We start from the raw sequence: 15,679 nt of genomic DNA, 5'->3' as shown, positions 1-15,679 counted from the left end.
GCATGACCGTCCGTCGTCTCGTCGCGGCCGTCGCGCTCGCCCTGGCACTGGCCGGAGCCGGCGCCGGCGTCGTCGCCGGCTCCGCCGCGGCGCTCCCCAGAGGTCCCGCCCCCGTCGTCGGTGACTGCATCGGCTGGCAGGGGCCGGGCCTGTGCGTCTACGACATCGGCTACATCAGCTTCAGACTCTCCAAGCGCGTGCTGCACGTCGGCGACCGCGTCAGCGGCGTCTACGCGTGGGGCTTCAGCCCGACCCGCAGCGGCCGCTTCCTCAGCGGGGGAGCGGGACTGCGACTGCAGCGCTGCAGCGGCGACAAGGTCGCCAAGGCCGGCTCCTCCGGCTCGCGCACCTGCACCTGGAAGGCGGTCTCGGCGACCCCCGGCTGGGTCACCTCGCTGGGGATGACGCTGTTTCAGAACGCCTCGCTCGGCGCCTACACGGAGAACGACTTCTACGTCGTGCTCGGCAGAGAGAAGGTGATCGAGGGCGAGGTGACGCGCGAGCGCACCGAGAACAACAGAACCGCCAGCAGACAGGGGATCCCGAACGTCACCGTGAAGCTGCACGGCCCGCAGAGCAAGACGGTCAAGACGAACGCCAACGGCTACTTCGCGACGACGGTCAGCAAGAGCGGCAGCTACCGCGTCACTCCGACGCTGCCGGGCAAGTACGGCGGCAGAGGCGCGGTCAGACCGGCCTCGAAGGTCGTCACGGTCAGCAATCGCAAGAGCGCCCGCGCCGACTTCGCCGTCGAGGACGACCTGAAGGTGACGCTCACGTTCGACCGCGACAGAGTGCCGGCGACGGGCCTGGAGCAGGTGACCGGCACGATCAGAGCCGAGCGCTTCGGCGAGCCGGTGCCGAACCTCGTCGTCAGCGTGATCCCGTTCAGAAGATCGGTCTCGATGAACCCGGAGGAGGCGCCGGTGCCGGCGCACATCTGCGACATCGACTGGACGCTGTTCCTGCGCTGGCCGAGCGGCACGCGCGGCCAGACCGGCAACGTCTTCCCGTTCGACGAGACGACCAACGAGAGAGGCGAGCGCAGAATCGCCCTCCAGCTCGGCACGGTCCCCGGGACCTTCGTGCTGCAGGTGTGGGCGAAGGACGACGCCGGCAGACTGCGCTACAAGCACATCTCCGACGTCTCCGACACCGCGACGATCGTCAACGAGCCGACCGGCGCGCTCGCGCCCGCGGGGCTCCCCGGCGAGCTGGCCAACGTCGCGACGGCGCAGGCGCTGACGCTGCCGTCGTCCCCGACGGCGCTCGCCGAGGAGCTGTCGGCCAAGCTCCAGCGCGGCCTCGCCTACACGCCGGTGCGCGGCAGCGCGATGTCCGGCCTGCTGGCCTATCCCGCCGGCGAGCGACCGGCCGTCGGCGCGAACGGGAGCGTCGGCGCAAACAACGGCATCGTGCTCTCGCCCGACACGCTCAACAGCGCGACGTCGCTCGCCTTCGGCGGCTTCGCCGGCGCGGCCAAGGCCGGGCAGCTGCCGGCACCGCCGAGCTTCGCCCAGTGGATCGCCGGCGCCGGCGCGCAGGGCTGGGCGCTGAGCCCGCAGGACGGCACGGCGACGATCGACGACGACCTGCGCGGCTGGCACTACCTCGGCTTCCCGTATCCGAAGGCGGGCGGCTGCTGATGTGGCGGCTCGCGCTCGCGATGCTGCTGATGGCCGCGGCGCTCGCGCTGGCGGCGATCCGCTCGCCGGCCGCCGAGGCGGTCACGTTCGGCAGCAGACTCGACCAGACGCCGAACCTCGCGTTCGGCTGCGAGGCGCGGCCCTACATCGCGCTCGCCGGGGCGCAGCTGATCCCGACCGGGATGACGAGCTGCATGTGGTGGTCGGCGCCGCTGACGGCGGCGAGCACCTACGTCCCGGTCGGGCAGGGCGTGATCACCGCCGCGCGCGTTCGCTCGGGGCCGAGCCCGGCGCCGCTGCGGATCTCCGTGATCAGCTCCGGCGGCGGCCTCTGCTGCACCCATCAGCGCAGCTCGGAGGTCTTCAGACCGGCGCCGAACGACGTCACGACGGTGCCGCTGTCGCTGACGGCCGGCAGCGGCCTGGACCCGAACCGGCCGGGCTCGCAGTACAGCGACATCGTCGTCGTCAGCGCGGTCGGGCCGGGGACGCTGCCGGTGCACGACTTCGGCGTCCACGGGACCTTCAACACGAGCGTGCCGGCCGCGTCGTTCCTGCACCCGGAGCTGACCAACGGCAACTCGAACACGGACGTCGGCTGGATGGACGGCTACGAGGTGCTGCTGCAGGTCGACTGGAGCGCGACGCCGCAGCAGGCGCCGGAGCTGCCGACGCAGACGCCGGTCGTGCCGCAGACGCCGCAGACCCCGATCACGCCGCCGGCCGCGCCGAGACTGTCGCGGCTCGCGCGCGACGGGCGTGCGCTGACGGTCGACGTCAGCGGTCCGGCGCGGGTGACGGCGCGGGTCGAGCGCTGCGTCGTGCGCAGACGACCGCGCCGGCGGACGGTCTGCACGACCGTCGCGCGGCTCGGCGCGAGAGCGGCCAGAGCGGGCCGCGTGCGGCTGCCGTTGCCGCGCGGCCTGCATGCGGGTACGTACCGGGTGACGATCAGCGCGCCGGGCGCGGCCGCGCTGGTGCGACGAGTTGCGGTGCCGGCGGGTGGGACGAGACAGAAGTGACTCCGCCGCCGGCGTCGTGAGGCGGGACAAACGGAGCGAGCGGGGGTGGGACGACTCCGGCTCGCTCCGCCGTCCGGCTAGTTGCCGCCAGTGGAGTCGATCTGCGCCTGCGCGTCGTCGAGCTGCTGCTTGACCTCGTCGGGGACGTTCGGGTTGTCCTTCGCCGCGTCGATCGCGTCGCCGGCCGCGTCCTTCGCCTCCTCGGTGATCTGCGCGGCGTCGTCCTGCAGCTCTCTCGACGCGTCCTGCGGGTCGACGGTGCCGTCCTGCACCCCTCTGGCGATCGTCGCGGCCTTCTGCTGCAGCGCTCTGCCTCTCTCCTGCAGCTGCTGACCCTGCTGCTGCAGCTTCTCGGTCGTGTCGTCGTTGGAGCCGCAGCCGGTCGTGGCGATCGCGGCGACGGCTGCAAGGGCGGTGAGAGCGGCGGGGATGCGGATCATCTGGGGTTCCTCCGTGAAGTGACGTTCGTCGTGACGGAGGGCAGCTTCGCGGCCGGCGACGGTCGCTCCCAGGCGGGCGGGCCGCCGCTCGTGCGGCGGTTTTCCGCCACGCGCGCGGCGGCGAGCCGGCCGGCCCGCGCCGCTCAGCCTTCGCGCGAGGCGAGCGCCTTGCGCAGCGACAGCTTCGGCCCGATCCGCAGCGCGGCGCGGGCGTAGACGACGCTCGCCAGCCGCAGCGTTCCCGCGGTCGTCACGAGCGTCAGCGCGATCGCGACGAGCAGCTGCCACAGCGGCACGTCGCTGACGAGCCAGCGCGCCGGCATCGCCATCGGCGCGCTCGGCGGCAGGAACGAGACGACCGTCATCAGCGTGCCGTCGGGGTCCTGCAGGGCGACGAACGAGAGGATGTAGGAGCCGATCACGACCATGTTGAGCGCGCCGGTGCTCGACTGCAGATCCTCCTGGCGCGAGACGAGCGCGCCCGCGACCGCGTAGACGGTCGCGTAGAGCGCGTAGCCGAGCAGGAACCAGAGCGCGACGATCGCGACCCAGCCGACGGTCACGTGCGGCAGGTCGACGCTGCCGAGCAGGCTCGCGCCGATCACCCCGACGGCGAGCACGAGCGCGAACTGGCCCAGCCCGAGCAGGCCGAGGCCGACGATCTTGCCGAACAGCAGCTCGCGCGGCCGGATCGCGCTCAGCACGACCTCGATCACGCGCGAGGCCTTCTCCTCGACGATCCCGCCGGCGACCCACAGGCCGTAGGTGAAGATCGCGAGGTAGAGCAGCAGCACGGCGACGAAGGCGATCCCCTGGCGCGTCGAGCGGTCCTCGTTCTGCGGCTCCAGCACGCGCACCTGCAGCGGCGCGGGGTCGAGCGCCGCCTGCAGCTGCGCCGGCGGCACGCCCGCTCTGTCGAGCGCCTCGCGGAGGGCGAGCTGGCCGCGGGTCGCCTGGATCGCGGCGGCGAGCGTGTCGCTCGGGTCGTCCTCGACCAGCACCTCGGCGCCATCGACCACGGCGGCGTCGGCGTCGCCGTCCTCGACCGCCTTCGCGGCGGCCGCTCTGTTGGGATAGTCGCGCGTCTCGATCGTCGCGTCGAGCGCCGGGCCGGCCGCTCTCAACGCCTGCGCATACGGCTGCGAGGCCTGGCCGACGAGCGCGACCGTCTTCGTGTCGTCGCCGCCGCCGGTGACGCTCGCGATCACGAGCACGACCGCGATCGCGACGAGCTGGATCAGCGTGCCGACCTGGAAGGCGCGGCTGCGCGCGCGCTCGGTCAGCTCGCGTTTGGCGACCAGCCAGCGGGGGCTGTTCACGCGACCACCTCGCGGAACAGCTCGGTCAGCGACGGCAGCACGGTGCTGAAGTGGGTGACGGGACCGGCGGCGCGGGCGCGGTCGAGCAGCAGCTGCGGGTCGGCGTCGTCGGCCAGCTCGACCAGCAGGCCGCCGTCGTGGGCGGGGCCGATCGCGGTCGCGCCGGGGAGGCCGTCGAGCCAGTGCCGGTCGGGCGCGTCGACCTCGACCCGCAGCAGCCGTCTGCGGTCGCGGCGCCGCAGCGCCTCGACCTCGCCGGCGGCGACGATGCGGCCGCTCTTGACGATCGCGACGCTGTCGCAGAGCCGTTCGACGAGCTCCAGCTGGTGGGAGGAGAAGAGCACCGGCACGCCGCGATCGACCTCCTCGCGCAGCACGCCCGCGAGCACGTCGACGCCGATCGGGTCGAGGCCGGAGAAGGGCTCGTCGAGCACCAGCAGCGACGGTCTGTGGACGAGCGCTGCGGCGAGCTGGACGCGCTGCTGGTTGCCGAGCGAGAGCGCCTCCAGCTCGTCTCTGGCGCGGTCGGTCAGGTCGAGGCGGTCGAGCAGGTCGTCGGCGGCGCGGACGGCGTCGGGACCGTCGAGGCCATGCAGGCGGGCGAGGTAGACGAGCTGGTCGGCGACGCGCATCTTCGGGTAGAGGCCACGCTCCTCCGGCATGTAGCCGAAGCCGCGGCGGGCGGCGGCGTCGAGCGGCCGGCCCTCCCACGTGACGGTGCCCTCGTCGGGGCCGAGCACGCCGAGGACGATTCGCATCGTGCTCGTCTTGCCGGCGCCGTTGGGCCCGACGAAGCCGGTCATGCGACCGGGCTCGACGTCGAGCGAGAGACCGTCGAGGGCGACCAGGTCGCCGTAGCGGAGTCGGAGGTCGCGGCACTGCAGCACGGCGGACATCTGCTGGCGAGCTTGCCCGCGCTCCGCCGCGCCAAACGGTGCGGGCGTCAGCGTGCGGCGTCCACGGGCGGCGGGGTAGGCTCGCCGCATGCTCGTGCGCGACGCAGGCGACGCCTGGCAGATCGTGATGCAGACCGACCACGGCGACGTCGCCGGCCAGCTCGTCGCCGCGTGGGGCGGGGAGGGGTTCAGAGCGCCGGCGCGGCTGGCGAGCGCGGCGCTCGCCGCGACCCGCCACGACGACGGCTGGGCGGTCTGGGAGCGGCGGCCGCGGCTCGATCCCGACACGGGCGCGCCGCGCAACTTCCTCGGCGTGCCGGTCGCGCCGCACCTCGCCTTCTATCGCGCCGGCGTCGAGGTCGTCTGCGAGGAGGACCGCTACGCCGGCCTGCTCGTCTCGATGCACATGAGCGGCCTCTACCGGCAGCGCTACGGCGTCGTGCCGGCCGGGCCGATGCGGCTGAGCGACGAGGAGCGCGCATTGGCGGACACCTTCTGCGACCAGGAGGAGCAGCGCCAGGAGGCGCTCGCGGCGCTGCTGGAGGTGAGCGAGGAGGAGCGCTGGCACGACTACGCGCTGCTGCAGGTCGCCGACCTGGTCTCGCTCTTCTGCGCCCTCGGCGACCTCGAGGGTGGGACTGCCAGCGGCGCCGCCGAGGCGGTCCCGACGGCTGACGGCGACAGCGTCCGGGTGGCGCTGGAGCCGCTCGGCCCATGGCGGCTGGGCGCGACGCCGTACCCGTTCGCGCAGCAGCCGCTGACGCTGACGATGGTCCGCCGCCTGCTGCCCAAGCGCACCTGGCCCGACGACGCCGCCTTCCGCGCCGACCTCGACGCCTGCCCGCCGGAGACGGTGCGGATCTACCTGCAGGGGTGAGGCCGGCGCGCGACCGCCTGGCGCGGGCCAGGCCGCGCCGCGGGTGAGGCCGGGCGGGAGATGAGGCCGGGCGGGAGGCTAGGCCGAGCAGCGGATGCCGAGGTCGCGGCGGACGTCGCGCGGGACGATCAGCTTGCCGCAGCCGACGAGCGCGGTGCCGACCTCGACCAGCCGCCATCTGCTGCCTCTGCTCTGGAACAGGCCGAGGACGGCGTCGAGCTTTCTCGCGCCGGCGTCGACCGGCGTGATCGTCGAGAGGGCCCAGCGGCCTCTGGTCGAGATGCGCGGTCTGACGAGCTTGAATCTGCCGTTTCTGACGCTCTTGGGCACGAGGCTCGATCTGACGACGGCGGTGCGCAGCTCGACGCGCTCCGACCTGATCGGCGCGCGGTCGGCGGAGGCGACGGCTGGCAGCGCGGCGGCGGTGGCGACGAGCAGCGGGAGTGGGGCGATGCGATGGATCTGGCGCATTCCATCGCCCTACCCGCTGCCCGTCGCGGCATGCGTCAGGACGGCGGCGCGTACGCTCTGCGGACCGTGACCGCGGTGCCGTAGGCGGCGACCTCGCTCATCACGTTGCCGATGTCGTTGCAGTCGAAGCGCATCGCGATCACGGCGTTGGCGCCGTGGTCGCGCGCCGCGTCCTTGAGCCGGTCGACGGCGTGATTGCGCGACTCGGTCAGCAGCTTCGTGTAGCCCTTCACCTCGCCGCCGGCGATCGTGCGGAAGGAGGCGCCGATGTTGCCGAACGCGTTGCGCGCCCGCACGACGAGGCCGAAGACCTCGCCGTAGACCTCGACGACCTCGTAGCCGGGGAGGTCGTTCATCGTCGTGATGATGATGTCGTCGTCGCTCATGACGCGGACCCTACCCGCGGACGCTCAGCAGCTCCCCGGCGACACGGTCGGTCGCGTCGCCCGTCCCGCCGAGCAGGCGGCGCGAGAGCTGTGCGCGGCGGAAGAACAGCGGCGCGTCGTGCTCCCACGTCGCGCCGATGCCGCCGTGGACGGAGATCAGCTCGCGCGCGGCGAAGTCGAGCGCCGCGCCCGCCGACGAGCGCGCCGCGCTCGCCGCGACGGCGAACTCGGCCGGCGCGTCCTGCCGTGCCCAGCCGGCGTAGTAGAGCAGCGAGCGGGTGTTCTCCTGCCGCCGCAGCACCTCCGTCAGCGCGTGCTTGACCGCCTGGTAGGAGCCGATCGGACGGCCGAACGTGTAGCGCTCCTTCGCGTACTCGAGCGACCGCGCGAGCGCCTCCTCGACCGTGCCGAGCGACTCGGCCGCGATCAGCGCGTGCGCCAGGTACCAGGCGTTCGCCAGCTCGCCGGCGTCGACCTCCAGCCGCCGCGCGCGGGCGCCGTCGAGCGTGACGTGGCCGAGCGAGCGGGTCGCGTCGTAGGCGCTGACCGGCTCGACCGCGACGCCGTCGACCGGCGCGCCGTCGCGGATCGCGTCGACCAGCAGCGCGACCGGCTCGTCGCCGTCGAGCGCGGCGACGACGAGCGTGCCGGCACCGGGCGCGTTCGGCACCCACGCGACCGTGCCGCTGACCGTCGCGTCGTAGCGCCCGCCCTCGTCGGCGCCGTCGGCGAGCGGGCCGACGGACGGCGCCGCCGCGCGCCGCTTGCCGCTGCGCGGCTCGGCGGTCCAGGCGGGGTCGCGATCGTCGCCGGGCCGCAGCGCGACGAACGCCGCCCGCTCCTCGCCGGCTGCGAGCGCCGCCAGCAGCTTCGGATGCTGACCGTCGGCGTCGAGCAGCGCGGTCGCGGGCAGGTGGCCGAGCAGCGCCACGCCGGCCAGCACGCGGCCGGCCTCCAGCGCGACCAGCATCGCGTCGAGCGCGCCGAGCCCGGCGCCGCCGTTCTCCTCGCCGATCAGCAGCCCGGTCCAGCCGGCCTGTGAGGCGGTCGGCCAGAGATCGGGCAGCGGCTCGCCTTCCAGCGCCGCACGTGCCGCCTCGACCGTCTTGACCCGGCCGAGCGCGTCTCTCGCCGCCTCGCGCAGGAAGACCTGCTCGTCGGAGAGCTCGAAGTTCATGCCTTCACCTCCTGGCGCTCCTTGGCGCGCAGCTCCGAGAACGGGATGCCCTTGTCCAGACGCGGCTCCGGCGGCAGGCCGAGGACGCGCTCGCCGATCGTGTTGCGGAGGATCTCCTCCGTGCCGCCGGCCGACTTGAGGCCGGGCAGGAACGAGATCAGGTCGGCCCATTCGCCTGCGGCGAGCGTCTCGGGGCCGAGCACGTCGGCGATCAGGTCGCCGGCCTTGATCGCGGCGTTGACGGCGGTGACCTTGCCGAGGCCGGCCTCCGGGCCGGGGATCTGGCCGCGGCTGATCGCCGTCAGCAGCCGGTAGCCGGTGAAGCGCAGCGCGAGCAGCTCGGTCGCCAGCTCGCCGTAGGCGTGGCGCACCTCGCTGTCGGAGACGGCGGCCGGGTCGGCCGCGAGCGCGTCGGCGAAGCGCTCGGCGCGGTAGCCCATCCCCTCGCTGCCGGCGCCGATCGTGAGGCGCTCGAACATCAGCGTCGTCAGCGCGACGCCCCAGCCGCCGTTGACCGCGCCGACCTCGGCCCCGGGCTCCAGCCGCACGTCGTCGAAGAAGACCTCGTTGAACTCCGGCTCGCCGGAGATCTGCCGCAGCGGCACGACCGTCACGCCGGGCGCGTCCATCGGCACGATGAACATCGTCAGGCCCTTGTGCTTCGCCTGCTCCGGGTCGGTGCGCGCGAGCAGCAGGCCGTACGCGGAGAACTGGGCGTTGGTCGTCCACACCTTCTGGCCCGTGATCCGCCAGCCGCCGTCGTCCTCGCGCTTGGCGCGGCACTGCACGCCGGCCAGGTCGGAGCCGGCGGCCGGCTCGGAGAAGAGCTGGCACCAGACCTCGTCGCCGTGCAGCATCGGGCCGAGGTAGCGCTGCTTCTGCTCGTCGGTGCCGTGGGCGATGATCGTCGGGCCGAGCATGCCGACGCCGATCACGTCGAGGATCCCCGGCACGCCCTTGCGCGCGATCTCCTGGTTGACGATCACCTGCTCGAGCGGCCCGCGCCCGCCGCCGCCGTGCTCGGCCGGCCAGGTGACGCCGACGTAGCTCGCCTCCGCGAGTCGCCGCTGCCACGCCCGGTGCGCCGCGACCGCCGCGGTGTCGTCGCCGGTGCCGCGCGCGCTCGGCGCGTGCCCGGCGTTGGCGTCGAGCCATGCGCGCACCTCGCTGCGATACGCGGCCTGCTCTGGGGTGTCGTTGAGATCCACGTCTCTCCTTCCTGGCTGGCTGGCCAACTTCCTCCTGCCGCGCACCATACCGCCCGGCGCCCGGCCGCCCGTCAGGAGGTCGTGAACGCGCCGGGCATCACGCCCGCATCGAGCCCCGCGCCGCCATCGCGACCAGCGTGAAGAACCCCTGGAACGCGGGCGTATCGCCGTCTTCACGCAACGTCACGAGCGCTCTCTCCGCCGCGTCGACCGCGTTCGCCGCGTCGTCGTACTCGATGACCGCGAGGCGGTCGTAGTCGGCGAGCTGCCGGAAATCGAGTGACTTGACGAGCGCGATCGCAAAGGCGCAGAGGTGAACCGATGGCGGATTGGGAGGGTCGACATGGACGAGATGCCAGGCGGCGACCCGCTCGTTCGTCCAACGGTTGTCCGGACGGGTTTTGCGCAGCGCTTCGACCTGCCGACAGGCGGTGGCCACCGCGCGGTGCGGGATCGCGCGGACGAGATGAGCGACGACGACATCGGGGATGGTGACGGTGTAGCGGCCGCGGCCGGTCACCTGGCCGGCGGTGCGGTGGCAGACCTCGTGAAAGACGGCGTAGTAGGCGCTCGAGACGGCGCGGCGGAGGTCGAGCGCGTGCGCGGCGGTGCCGAGCGGCTCGTCGCCGACGAGCCGCCAGGCGTGGCTGATGAGCGCGTCCGGCGCGAGTTGGTCGACGACGCTCATCCGCGCGACACCCGCCCGTAGCCGTAGTTGGGGTGCTCGGCGCCGAAGTGGAAGATCGGCACGCATCCGGTCTGGGCGACCGAGACGGTGTCGCTGGCGTACATGGTGATCGCGTCGGCGGTCTCACGCGGCCAGCCGGGGCCGTCATCGAGCGGGTCCGTCAGGATCAGCGTGACGACGATCATCTCGTCTTCTTCGAAGTAGTCGAAGGCCGGCGCGCGGAACTCGGCGTCGAGGATCGTGATGCCGTCGACCTCGAAGCCGACGACCTCGTTGAGGACGATCTGTTTGACCCGCTCGACCGGGTCCATGGGGGCGAACTGGAGCATGCACAGACCGTACGGTCGATGCGCTGGATTGTCGCCACGAGTTATCTTGGAATTTGTGCCAATTGTGCGCAGGGGCGCGCAGGCCAGCGGAGCCGGCGCGCCCCGTGCGCCACGGCTCAGCGGCGCGCCGGGTGCGCGCTCCCCAGCCGCACCCGGCGCAGCGTGATCGTCTGGGCCTTGCCGCCGGCCGCCGGCCGGAAGGTCAGCTTCACCGTCAGCAGCGGCGCGCGGCGACCGAGGCGGGCGAGCGCGCTGCCGCGTCTGGTCGGTCTCGCGACCAGCCGCACGGCGCCGGTGCGGCTGACGCGCAGCGCGCCGCGGGCGACGACGACCGCTCTGACGACGGCGCTGCCCGCCCGGCTGCCGGCACGGCGAGCGCTGCCGGAGCGCGCGGAGGCCGAGGCCGGCGCCTTCGCCGTCGCGACGAGCACGAGGCGGCCGGCGGCGGGCGCGGTCACGCGCGCCGTCAGCAGCCCGCGTCTGCTCGCCGTCAGGCGCGCGAGCGCGAGGCGAGGAGCGGTGGCGGAGGGATCGTCGCCGCCCTGCCCGCCGGGCACAGGCCCGCCCGATCCGCCACCGCCACCGCCGTCGACGGGCGCCGGCGCGAGCTGCGTCAGCCCGGCCTCGGCGCTCGCGGGCGTCGCGAACGCCTCGGCGCTCGCGCGGACGGTGAAGCGGCCGGCGGCTCTGGTGGCGGTGACGGCCGCGCTGTAGCGGCCGTCGCCGTGGTCGGTCACGGGGCCGATCTGCTGGCCGCCGTCGGCGCCGAGCGCGATCCGCTCGCCGCCGTCGGGGCGGCGGTTGCCGTGGGCGTCGGTGACGATCACGGTCGCGCTCGTCGTCGCGGCGCCGTCGGCGACGATCGCCGCCGGATCGAGCGTCAGCGCCAGTCGCGCCGCCGGGCCGGGCCGCTGCGTCAGCTGCGCGCTGCCGCTGACGGCCGGCGCGACCGAGCGGTCGGTGGCGGTGATCGTCGCCGAGCCGGCTCTCGTGGTCGCCGTGACGGTCGCGCTGTAGACGCCGTCGCCGTGGTCGGTCAGCGGGCCGATCGCCTGGCCGCCGTCGCTGCTGAAGACGACGTCGTCGCCACCCGCGACGGCATTGCCGTGGGCGTCGGTGACGGTCGCCGTCGCGGTCGTCGCGGCGCTGCCGTCGGCGGTCAGCGCGTCGTCGGCGAGCGCGACCGTCACGGTCGCCGCCGGACCGGCGACCTCGGTCAGCCACGCGCCGCCGAGCAGCCCGCCGTACTGCGCCCGGACGTACGTTCTGCCAGGTCGCGTGGAGGCGGTGACCGTCGCCGTGCTGCGGCCGTCGCCGTCGTCGCTGACGGGGCCGATCTGCTGGCCGCCGTCGCTGCTGAAGGAGATCCCGCCGAGCGGCAGGACGTTGCCGTATCTGTCGGTCACCGACGCGGTCGCCGTCGTCGTCGCGCTGCCGTCGGCGACGAGCCTGTCGGGCGCGACCGTCGTCACGACCTCCCACGCCGAGTCCGCTCTCTGCGTCAGCGTCGCGCTCGCTCTGAGGCTGCCGGCGGTCGCCGTCAGCGTCGATCTGCCTGCTCTCGTGGTCGCGTCGATCGTCGCCGTGTAGCTGCCGTCGCCGGCGTCGGTGACGGCGCCGATCGGCTGCGAGCCGTCGCTGACGATGCTGACGTCCTCACCTGCGACCGGGTTGCCGAAGGCGTCGGCGAGCGTCGCGGTCGCGGTCGTCGTGCCGGTACCGACGAGCAGCTCCGGCTGCGCCAGCGTCAGCGCCAGCTCGGTCGCCGGGCCGGCGACCTGTCTCAGCGTCACCGGGTCTGCGTCGAGCGCGCCGGTGGCGGCGCCGATCTCGAACGCGCCCGCGCCCGTCGAGGCGGTGACGGTCGCCGTGTAGGTGCCGTCGGCGTGGTCGCTGACGGCGCCGACGGCCGGGCCGGCGGCGCTCGTGATCCAGACCTCCTCGCCGGGCACGCCGTTGCCGTGCGCGTCGGTGACGGTCGTGGTCGCGGTCGTCGCCGCCGTGCCGTTCGCGACGAGCGTGTCGTCGTCGAGCGCGAGCACGACCTGCGCCGGGGCGCCGGGCGTCTGCGTCAGCGTCGCGCTGTCGGAGATGGCGCCGACGGTCGCTCTGATCGTCGCGCTGCCGCTTCTGGCAGTGGCCGTGACGGTCGCGTCGTAGCTGCCGTCGCCGTTGTCGGCGACCGCGCCGACCGTCTGCAGGCCGTCGCTGACGATGCTGACCGTCTCGCCGGGCACCGCGTTGCCATAGGCGTCGGCGACGGTCGCCGTCGCGGTCGTCGTCGCGCTGCCGTCGGCGACGATCGCGGCGGGATCGAGCGCGAGTCTCACGCTCGCGGCCGGACCGTGGACCTGGCTCAGCGCTCTGCTGTCGGAGAGCGGGCCGGCAGTGGCGGTGACGGTCGAGGAGCCGGCTCTCGTGGAGGCGGTGACCGTCGCCGTGTAGGTGCCGTCGCCGTTGTCGGTGACCGCGCCGACCGCCTGGCCGCCGCTGCCCGCGATCGTCACCTGCTCGCCGATCGCCGGCGCGCCGCCGGCGTCTCTGATCGTCACGGTCGCGGTCGTCGAGGCCGAGCCGTTGGCGACCAGCTCGCTCGTGCCGAGCGCGAGCGACAGCTGCGCGGGCGCGCCCTGGGTCGAGATCACGACCGACGGCGTCGCCGCCGTCGCGGCCGTCACGAAGCCGCTCGGCGCGAGGCTGGAGCCGCCGCCGCCGCCGCCCGCGCCGCCGCAGGTCGAGCCGCCGCCGCCACCGCCGCCGTAGAGGCCGCCGCCACCGCCGCCGCCGCGGCCGGCGCCGCAGGCCATGCCGTAGCCGGCGCCGCCCTTGCCGCCGGCGCCGAGCGTGCCGGCGTCGCCGGGGCCGCCGCCCTGGAAGTAGGGCGAGCCCATCGCGCCGCCGGCGCCGCCGGCGAGCGTGGTGCCCGCGCCGCCGCCCTTGCCGCCGCCGGTGCCCGACCACTGGCCGCCGTTGCCGCCGGCCGCGCCGCCGTTGGCCTCCGACGCGCCGCCACCGCCGCCGGCCGCGACCAGCAGCCGCGTGTCGTTGACGGCGAGCGGGCAGTCGAGGATGCGGCAGCTGCGCACGTCGGAGGCGCCGCCGCCGCCGTGGCCGATCGAGACGGCGATGTCGAGCGGCTGCTTGGAGCCGCCGTCACCGCCGCCGTTGTAGCCGCCTACGTCGCCGGCGCCGTTGCCGCCGACGTGGACGAACAGTCTCTGCCCGGGGACGACCGTCAGGTCGCGCACGGCGCGCGCGCCGAGCCCGCCCGAACCGACGCCGACGCTGCCGCCGCCGCCGCCCGCGCCGCCGACGGCCATCAGCCGCACGCTCGTGACGCCGGCCGGGACGGTCCAGCACTGCTCGTCGCCGGTCGTCGCGAATCTGCGCAGCGCGCCGGCGACGCAGGCGCGCAGCTGCGTCAGCGTCGCGGTCGCGCTCGGCTGGCCGGGCGCGCTCGCGGCGGTCGCGGAGATCGTCGATCTGCCGAGCGTCGTCGAGGCTCTGATCGTCGCCTGGTATCTGCCGCCGCCGAGATCGCTGGCTGCGCCGACCTGCTGGCCGGCGTCGGTCGAGGCGAACTGGAGCGCGAGGCCGCCGACGGGGTTGCCGAAGGCGTCGCCGACGATCGCCGTCGCCGTCGTCGTGCTGAGCCCGTCGGCGTAGAGGAGCGCGTCCGCGAGCGCGAGCGAGACCTGCGTCGCGGGGCCGTTGGTCTGCGTCAGCGATCTGCTGTCGGAGAGCGCGCCGACGGCGGCTCTGACGGTCGCGCCGCCGGCTCTCGTCGTGGCGGTGATCGTCGCCGTGTACGTGCCGTCGCCGTTGTCGGTCGTGGCGCTGACCTGCTGACCGCCGTCGCTCGTGAAGCTGATGGTTCTGCCGGGCACCGGGAAGCCGTCGGTGTCTCTGACGGTCGCGGTCGCGGTCGTCGTCGCGCTGCCGTTGGCGACGAGCGTGTCCTGGCTCAGTCTCAGCGCGATGCTCGCCGGGTCGCCGTAGAAGGTGAATCTGACCGCCGCGGCGCTGCCGCTGGTGCTGAGCGCGCCGCCGGCCGGGACGAGGCTGGAGCCGCCACCGCCGCCGCCCGCGTACTCGTTGAAGGTCGTCTCGTAGCCGCCACCGCCGCCGCCGTAGAGGCCGCCACCGCCACCGCCACCGCCGTACTGGCCGCCGGTGCCGCCGGTTGCGCCGCTGCCGGCCAGGCCGCCGGTCGCGCCGCCGTCGCCGGGCGCGCTGGCCGTGCCGGCGCCGCCGACGCCCTCGTTGAGCGAGAACGTGACTCTGTTGCCGGGCTGGCCGGCCGCGCCGCCGGTGCCGCCGCCGCCGAAGCCGCCGCCGCCACCGCCGCCGCCGGCCGCGACGAGCACGCGCGCGGAGAGCGAGAGCGGGTTGGCGGAGGGGAGCGTGCGGATGTCGGTCGCGCCGCCACCGCCGCCGCCGAGGCTCGGCTTGTAGCTGCAGCCCCACTGGTCGCAGTTGGCGAGCGTCGCGGTGCCGGGCGTGCCGCCGCCGTTGAAGCCGCCGCCGCCGGCCGAGCCGCTGCCGCCGACGACGACGTAGAGCGTCGAGCCGGGGGTGACGGTGAGGTCGGATGCGATCCGCGCGCCGACGCCGCCTGCCGCCGGTCCGGGCCGGCCGCTTGCGCCGCCGGCCGCGCCGATCGCCTCGACGCGCAGCGTGCCGGGCCCGGACGGGACCGTGTAGCACTGCTCGGCGCCGCTGTAGGCGAAGCTCGCCTGGGTGCCGGTGAGGCAGGTCGGGTCGGCGCTCGCGGGCGCGGTCAGCGCGGCGAGCAGGAGGAGGGCGAGCAGCAGCGGCGTGAGCGCGGCGCGCAGGGCGGTGGTGGCGGCAGATCGAGGCATCGACTCGTCCATCGGCGGTCGCGCGCGCGAAAGAGATCCCTCACTTAGTGATCCTTGGCCGGCGCCTGGACGGGTGATCTACCCGGCGTCGTCCGGCCGCGCGCCCGCCAGTTCGTAGCGGGAGCGGAGGCCGAGCTTCGCGAGCGCGCGCGAGACGTGCGTCGCGACGGTGTGGCGGGAGATCACGAGGCGCTCGGCGATCTGCGGGTTGGAGAGGCCCTCCGCGGCCAGCTCCGCGACGCGCCGCTCGCTGGCCGTCAGCGCCGCCCAGCCGCTCGCCGGCGCCTGGCCCTGCGGCCCGCGCGGCCCGCGCGCTCCGCGCCGCAGCCCGGCGGCGCGCAGCCGCGCCTCGGCGCGG

The 15,679-nt window shown here is 74.6% G+C and carries 14 protein-coding genes; 3 read left to right on the top strand and 11 right to left on the bottom strand.

The window, feature by feature from the left end; all coding sequences use genetic code 11:
• Window positions 1–2: 2 nt before the first annotated feature.
• Window positions 3–1,646, top strand: a complete 1,644-nt coding sequence (locus Q7L73_RS25880) for a collagen binding domain-containing protein (protein WP_304695811.1) — start codon at window positions 3–5, stop codon at window positions 1,644–1,646.
• The gene (locus Q7L73_RS25875; RefSeq protein ID WP_304695813.1) at window positions 1,646–2,668 is read left to right on the top strand and encodes a hypothetical protein; all 1,023 of its coding nucleotides are present in this window, start codon (window positions 1,646–1,648) and stop codon (window positions 2,666–2,668) included. Before Q7L73_RS25880 ends, Q7L73_RS25875 begins: the two co-directional genes overlap by 1 nt.
• A gap of 77 nt (window positions 2,669–2,745) precedes the next feature.
• Here the strand turns inward: Q7L73_RS25875 and Q7L73_RS25870 are convergent, their stop codons facing one another.
• The 3 genes from Q7L73_RS25870 to Q7L73_RS25860 form a co-directional block, all read right to left on the bottom strand.
• Window positions 2,746–3,108, bottom strand: coding sequence for a hypothetical protein (locus Q7L73_RS25870; protein ID WP_304695815.1), 363 nt, complete (start codon window positions 3,106–3,108; stop codon window positions 2,746–2,748).
• A gap of 143 nt (window positions 3,109–3,251) precedes the next feature.
• Window positions 3,252–4,427, bottom strand: coding sequence for an ABC transporter permease (locus tag Q7L73_RS25865; RefSeq protein WP_304695817.1), 1,176 nt, complete (start codon window positions 4,425–4,427; stop codon window positions 3,252–3,254).
• Window positions 4,424–5,323, bottom strand: coding sequence for an ABC transporter ATP-binding protein (locus Q7L73_RS25860; protein WP_304695818.1), 900 nt, complete (start codon window positions 5,321–5,323; stop codon window positions 4,424–4,426). The genes Q7L73_RS25865 and Q7L73_RS25860 overlap by 4 nt, the downstream gene beginning before the upstream one ends.
• Before the next feature lie 88 nt (window positions 5,324–5,411).
• Between Q7L73_RS25860 and Q7L73_RS25855 the strand changes: the two genes are divergently transcribed.
• Window positions 5,412–6,200 carry a DUF3891 family protein gene (locus Q7L73_RS25855; protein ID WP_304695820.1) on the top strand — a complete coding sequence of 263 codons (789 nt, stop codon included), beginning with the start codon at window positions 5,412–5,414 and terminating at the stop codon, window positions 6,198–6,200.
• Between the two features lie 78 nt (window positions 6,201–6,278).
• Here the strand turns inward: Q7L73_RS25855 and Q7L73_RS25850 are convergent, their stop codons facing one another.
• The 8 genes from Q7L73_RS25850 to Q7L73_RS25815 all read right to left on the bottom strand — a co-directional run.
• On the bottom strand, window positions 6,279–6,671 hold the full coding sequence (locus tag Q7L73_RS25850) for a hypothetical protein (protein WP_304695822.1): 393 nt from the start codon (window positions 6,669–6,671) through the stop codon (window positions 6,279–6,281).
• Window positions 6,672–6,706: 35 nt separating this feature from the next.
• Window positions 6,707–7,057 (bottom strand): YbjQ family protein, encoded by a 351-nt coding sequence (locus Q7L73_RS25845; protein WP_304695824.1) that lies wholly within the window; start codon window positions 7,055–7,057, stop codon window positions 6,707–6,709.
• 10 nt (window positions 7,058–7,067) lie between these two features.
• Window positions 7,068–8,234 carry an acyl-CoA dehydrogenase family protein gene (locus Q7L73_RS25840; protein WP_304695826.1) on the bottom strand — a complete coding sequence of 389 codons (1,167 nt, stop codon included), beginning with the start codon at window positions 8,232–8,234 and terminating at the stop codon, window positions 7,068–7,070.
• Window positions 8,231–9,442, bottom strand: a complete 1,212-nt coding sequence (locus Q7L73_RS25835) for an acyl-CoA dehydrogenase family protein (protein ID WP_304695828.1) — start codon at window positions 9,440–9,442, stop codon at window positions 8,231–8,233. Before Q7L73_RS25835 ends, Q7L73_RS25840 begins: the two co-directional genes overlap by 4 nt.
• Window positions 9,443–9,539: 97 nt before the next feature.
• Window positions 9,540–10,130 carry a hypothetical protein gene (locus Q7L73_RS25830; protein WP_304695830.1) on the bottom strand — a complete coding sequence of 197 codons (591 nt, stop codon included), beginning with the start codon at window positions 10,128–10,130 and terminating at the stop codon, window positions 9,540–9,542.
• Entirely contained in the window at window positions 10,127–10,459 is a 333-nt protein-coding gene (locus Q7L73_RS25825; RefSeq protein ID WP_304695832.1) for a hypothetical protein, read from the bottom strand. Before Q7L73_RS25825 ends, Q7L73_RS25830 begins: the two co-directional genes overlap by 4 nt.
• A 116-nt stretch (window positions 10,460–10,575) precedes the next feature.
• On the bottom strand, window positions 10,576–15,321 hold the full coding sequence (locus Q7L73_RS25820; RefSeq protein ID WP_304715712.1) for an Ig-like domain-containing protein: 4,746 nt from the start codon (window positions 15,319–15,321) through the stop codon (window positions 10,576–10,578).
• Window positions 15,322–15,399: 78 nt separating this feature from the next.
• Window positions 15,400–15,679: response regulator transcription factor (locus tag Q7L73_RS25815; protein WP_304715711.1), on the bottom strand; the 280-nt coding region annotated here is incomplete at its 5' end.

This window comes from Conexibacter sp. CPCC 205762 (assembly GCF_030646155.1).
In the GTDB taxonomy this organism is placed as follows: domain Bacteria; phylum Actinomycetota; class Thermoleophilia; order Solirubrobacterales; family Solirubrobacteraceae; genus Conexibacter.
Note: the sequence above shows the minus strand (reverse complement) of the source record. Positions and strands in the feature narration are given on the sequence as shown.